This window comes from Halobellus sp. (assembly GCF_042218505.1).
GTDB lineage: Archaea > Halobacteriota > Halobacteria > Halobacteriales > Haloferacaceae > Haloquadratum.
The window spans coordinates 1-5,241 of the sequence record NZ_JBDGQZ010000027.1 but is presented as its reverse complement, the minus strand read 5'-3'; the positions used below and the strand labels follow the sequence as shown (position 1 = coordinate 5,241).

The window sequence follows — 5,241 nt, the reverse complement described above, 5'->3', positions numbered from 1 at the left end:
ATCCGCAGCTCCCACAGGACTTGCTGAATCGCCGTCATCGGTCGGGCCTCCATTCTGCGTAGTCTTCGACGTACTGTAGCGCGGCGCTCCAGGACTGCATCCACCGAAGGTTGGCATCGAGGGTCATGTCGTACTTGTCGTGGTCGGTATCGAGCGGGTGCGCTGTCAGGCGATTCCACGCCGACGCCCACGACCGCTACGGACGACTCCCGAGGCGAGCGGAGGGCCGTCCATCGGCCTCGACGTCGATGCGGAACGCGAAGCGCTCGCCGTCGAAGACGGTGCGGAACGGAACGACCTCGCCCGCTGAATCGAGGATGAGTCGGAGACCGGGGACTCGTTCCCGGCGCGGTAGTTGTCCAGCAGCGCCGCCACGAGCAGCGTGTGGTACTTCAGGCTCGTGTATGGGTGATAGACCGACTCGTTGAACGCGGCGGCGAGACAGCCGAGGAAGCCGATGACGGTTCGTAGCATACGAGTTGCAGCAACCACTGGCGCAGTAGTCGTGGGATCTCGTTCTCAGCGGCCGGCAATCGGGACGGAGGGGCTCTCGTCGGTGGGCGATCAGCAGCGAAGGGTGCCGGCAGCGTCCGTCGCCGTCTCCCAATCGCCAACCTACAAGACGGTTCCGGCTGAGGTGCGGATATGCGACTGCAGGACTACTGGGGCGTCGGCCCAAAGACGAGTGAGCGGCTTCGCGAGTCGATGGGCGTCGAGGCGGCAGTTGCGGCTATCGAGGACGCCGACATCAGGGGGCTCGCGGACGCCGGAATCCCCCGGGGACGCGCGGTTCGGATCCTCCGTCGGGCCAACGGCGCAGCGGGGATCCAGACGCTCGGGACGCGCGACGCCCGCGACGTCTACGACGATCTGCTCGCCCTCGCCAGCGAGTACGCGCTCACTCGGCACGCGGCCGACCGCGTGCGTGTGATGACACCATTGCCAACCATCGACGAGCGCGACGCGCGACTCGACCGTGTGCTCGACGCGCGAGACGCGTGGACGGGACTGGATACGGCCGCCCGCGAGGCGGTCACGTCGGCGTTCGATGCCTACGACCGCGAGGAGGGCACCGACCGCGTGGCCGTCGAGACGGCGCTGGAACTCCGCGAGGCAGGTCTTCGTGGGGGCACGTTTGCAGCCCTCGACGACCTCGACGACGACGCGCTCTGGGCGGCGGCCGAGGCGCTCGGGACCGTCGATGCTGACGGCAGCGTCGCCGCCGGAGCGGACGAGGAACTCGACCGCTTGCGCGACCGACGCGCCGCCGTCGCCGAGTTAGAGACGAACGCGCTCGACGTTCTGGAGTCGATCAGAGAACGCGGCGTCCGCGACTTCGAGGAGTTTCGTGCCGCGTTCGTCGAGTACGTCGCCAGCGAGGCGGACGTCCGTCGCGGACGCGTCGAGGCCGCTGTGGCCGGCGACGCTCACGACGAGGCCGACTTCGCCGCCACCTCGCTCCGCGCGCTTCGGTCGGAACTCGACGACGACGTCGATGCGCGGGAGGCGACCGTTGCGGCCAATCTTCAGGAATCGATCGAGACAGCCCGCCAAGACGTCGAAACTGCGGTTTCGACGGTCTCTGACATCGCGTTCGACCTCTCGCTGGGGCGGTTCGCTGCCGAGCACGAACTCACCCGTCCACGGCTCGTTGACGACGGCCTCGCGGTGGTCGAAGCGCGAAATCTTACGCTCTCGGGCGAGGTCCAGCCCGTGACCTACGCCGTCGGCGACCACGCCCTCGATGACCCGAGTCCCGGCGATGTCACGGCGGGTCAGCACGACAGTTCGCCCGACCGGGAACCCCCGAAAGCGCCCCCGAGCGGCGACCGAGTCGCGGTTCTCACGGGCGCGAACTCCGGCGGGAAGACGACGCTGCTTGAGACGCTCGCGCAGGTCGCGCTGCTGGCGGCGATGGGGTTGCCGGTCCCCGCGGCCGACGCGGCAGTCGGGCGGTTCGACACGATCGTCTTTCACCGCCGGCACGCCAGTTTCAACGCCGGCGTGTTGGAGTCGACGCTGAAATCCATCGTCCCGCCGCTCTCGACTGGTGATCGAACGCTTATGCTCGTCGACGAGTTCGAGGCGATCACTGAACCCGGCCGGGCGGCTGACCTCCTGAATGGACTCGTCGATCTGACCGTCGAGCAAGAAGCGCTCGGCGTCTACGTCACCCACCTGGCGGACGATCTCAGTCCGCTTCCGTCGGAGGCGCGCATCGACGGCATCTTCGCGGAGGGACTGACCGAGGGCCTCGCGCTGGAGGTCGACTACCAGCCGCGGTTCGGCACGGTCGGCAAGTCGACGCCGGAGTTCATCGTCTCCCGACTCGTCGCCAACGCCCGCGACCGCTCGGAGCGGCGTGGGTTCGAGGCGCTGGCGGCCGCTGTCGGCGAGGAGGCCGTCCAGCGGACGCTGTCGGACGCCGAGTGGTCGAGCGACTGAGCCCCGAGTGCGGCTCTGTGGCCACCCGTCTCTCTCACCCGTTCGGGCCGAACGCTTTTGCGAGCGCTCTCGGTAGTCTCCGCTAATGATCGATCTTCCGTGGGGCGGTAGTGACGGCGATTCGAGCGACGACGCCGACGAGTACCCCGACGCGCTGGTCGTCTGCTCGTTCCAGGACGGGACAATCGCCGTCTACGCCGACCGCGTCGAAATCGAGCGCGTCGAGCGCTCGCGGTTCGACGACAAGACGATCCCGACAGACGAGATCGAGGGCGTCGATCTCTCGAAGGGCGTCACCATTGGTTACCTCCAGATCGAACAGACCGGGATGGCGGTCGACGCCGGCGGCCTGCTGAGCGATCCGGTCAACGAGAACACGCTGCACTTCGGTCGGGGCGGTCGAGACTGCGCGTCGGAGGCCCGCACGGAGATTCTGGCACACGCCTCCGGGTAAGGGTGATTCGGTTCTCGACCCGCGACGAGACGATCGCTCGTAGCCACCTCAGGAGCGCGCGTATGCCCCGCTACTGTCACATCTCCGCGCCCTGCTCGTCGATTGCGTCTGCCGCGATCGACCGCCCACGAGCGTTGAGTTCCACCTCGTGGCGGATCCGCACCTCGTCGAGCACGTCGTGGTCGATCAACCGCACGAACAACTCCTCGACCTGGTCGACGTCGATGCCGAGAAACTGCGGGATGTCGAACGGCGAGACACCCGAGTACAGCGCCATCAGGACTTGTTTGTCCTGCATCGAGAGATCCAGCGACGTTTCGGTCTGTTCCTCGCCGATCCGGAGAAGCGACTTCAGGATGCTCACGGCCCGTTCGGGGCCGGAAACGTACGTCTGCACGCTCGTCCCCTCGTTATCGGAGTGTTCGACCTCGATGACTTCGCGCTGCTCTTCGCGGACCGTCCGTCGGCCCATATCGATGTCGCCGATGTCGTCGAGACGGATCTCGACGAAGGTCCCCGAGACGGTCGCAACGCTGACGCACTCCTCTTCGACTTTCATCCGGGCGCCCTCCCACTCGGTGTTCTGGACGACGCCGCCCTCGACAGCCGGGTGGCGGACGAGAAACTTCGTCGAAGAGAGGAGAGCGTCGTAGAGGTCCATCTCGAACCCCTCGAAGTCCGCCGGCGCGATGAGAATCACGTTTTCACCGTTGTCGAACTGCAGCGCGAGATAGTCCGAAACCGTCGCAACGCGCTGATTCACGTCGAAGCGCCCGCCGACCCGGTCGATGGCGTCGAGACGGAACGTTCGCTTGCCGCCCGTGCCCGCTAGGACGATCCGCTTGTTCGAAAGGAGAATCCGTCCGTTGGTCCAGCCGGCGTCGTTCCGTTCGCGACCGTCACGCAGGGCTCTCAGGAACTCCCCTCGCGTGTCAGCGATCTTCGTTTCGCCGGGTTGCACGCGTGCTCACCTCCGTGAGCGGCTTCGTGATCGCGACCCGCCGTCGCCGGCGTCGCGGTAGATTCGTAACCGCTTTTCCACCGGATCGAACCGATCACGACAGGAGGCCGGAATGGTCTCGGTCATCCCGATCGTGAGGTATCCGCCGGATTCGACGGCCGAACTCAGCGTCTCGAAGATTGCCTCTTTCGCCTCCCGGTTGATATAAATGAAGAGATTCCGGCAAATAACCAGGTCGAACGTCTGCGGGGGTTCCTGCTGGACCAGATCGTGCTTGCGGAACGAAACCAGGTCCTTCACGTCGTCGGTGACGCAGAACGCGTCGCCGTCGCGTTCGACGTACTGAGCGTTCCCCACTAGCGGTTCCAGTTGCTCCTCGAGGTCGTTGGTCTCGGAGGCGTGATATTCACCGCGGCGGGCGGCCCGCAGGATCTCGGGTTTGATGTCGGTCCCGAGGATCTCGACCTTCCGCTCGTCAACCCGGTCGTCGTCGATCGCCAGCATTGCAGCGGAGTACGCCTCCCGGCCGTCGGAACTGGCGGCGCTCCAGATCCGCGTTCGCCCGTCCTGGCTGAGTTCCGCGATGATGTCGCGAAGTGACTCCCAGACCTCGGGGTTGCGGAAGAAACTGGTGACGTTGACGCTGAGCGCGTTCAATAACGCTTCGCGTTCTTCGTCGTCCGTCTCCAGCAGGTCCTGGTACGCGCCGTAGTCGTCGATCCGCTGGCGACGCATCCGGGCGGAGATCCGGCGATCCAGATACGAGCGGTTGTACGAACTCGTCGCGAACGACAGCGACGATTCGACGTACGCCAGGAGTTGGTCGAACCGTTCGTCGTCCTCGTCAGCGTCGTCGTCCGATCCCGAGCCGACGTTGATGTCCAGACCCATCAGTCGGCTGCCCCCTCTGCCTCGGTGGTGTCGTCCTCAGGCGGGGCCCACTGCCGGCGGGCCTGCCTGCCCTCCTCCGGAATCGAGAGGGAGTTCACGTCGAGAATCGGTACGACGTTGCCGTCGCCCACGACGGCCGTCCCGGAGAGTCCTTCGGTGCCCTTGAGCGGCCCCTGAAGCGGCGTAACGACGACCTCCTCCTGTCGCGAGACGCTGTCACATCGAAGCGCGACCTGGCGATCAGCCGGACGGATCCGGACGGTCATCCCGTTCTCGTGGCGCGAGCCTTCGACGTCGAGTGCGTCTCGGAGTCGGATCAGCGGGAAGATGCGCTCCTCGTGGACAATGACTTTTGCGCCGTCGACGCGTTCGGCGCGGGACTGCTGTGAGACTTCGTCGATGTACTTGATCGGGACGCCGAACTCCCGTTCGCCGATCCGGACGAAAAGCACTTTGATAATCGCGACCGACACCGGCAGTCGGATCGAGA

At 65.9% G+C, this 5,241-nt stretch carries 5 protein-coding genes and 1 pseudogene; 2 read left to right on the top strand and 4 right to left on the bottom strand.

Features of this window, described 5'->3' with window-relative positions; all coding sequences use genetic code 11:
• Positions 1 to 34 precede the first annotated feature (34 nt).
• A pseudogene (locus ABEI27_RS09145) lies at positions 35 to 441 on the bottom strand (hypothetical protein); the annotation flags it as partial.
• 204 nt (positions 442 to 645) lie between these two features.
• Between ABEI27_RS09145 and ABEI27_RS09140 the strand changes: the two are divergent.
• Both ABEI27_RS09140 and ABEI27_RS09135 read left to right on the top strand, forming a co-directional pair.
• Positions 646 to 2,445 (top strand): DNA mismatch repair protein, encoded by a 1,800-nt coding sequence (locus ABEI27_RS09140; protein WP_375799095.1) that lies wholly within the window; start codon positions 646 to 648, stop codon positions 2,443 to 2,445.
• Between the two features lie 85 nt (positions 2,446 to 2,530).
• On the top strand, positions 2,531 to 2,899 hold the full coding sequence (locus ABEI27_RS09135; protein ID WP_375799094.1) for a hypothetical protein: 369 nt from the start codon (positions 2,531 to 2,533) through the stop codon (positions 2,897 to 2,899).
• 76 nt (positions 2,900 to 2,975) lie between these two features.
• Here ABEI27_RS09135 and ABEI27_RS09130 read toward each other — a convergent pair whose 3' ends face one another.
• The 3 genes from ABEI27_RS09130 to ABEI27_RS09120 form a co-directional block, all read right to left on the bottom strand.
• On the bottom strand, positions 2,976 to 3,860 hold the full coding sequence (locus ABEI27_RS09130; RefSeq protein ID WP_375799093.1) for a CheF family chemotaxis protein: 885 nt from the start codon (positions 3,858 to 3,860) through the stop codon (positions 2,976 to 2,978).
• 6 nt (positions 3,861 to 3,866) lie between these two features.
• Complete coding sequence (locus ABEI27_RS09125; RefSeq protein WP_375799092.1) at positions 3,867 to 4,751, bottom strand: CheR family methyltransferase; 885 nt, start codon at positions 4,749 to 4,751, stop codon at positions 3,867 to 3,869.
• Positions 4,751 to 5,241 (bottom strand): chemotaxis protein CheW (locus tag ABEI27_RS09120; RefSeq protein WP_375799091.1); only part of this gene is annotated, 491 nt, incomplete at its 5' end. The genes ABEI27_RS09125 and ABEI27_RS09120, both read right to left, overlap by 1 nt.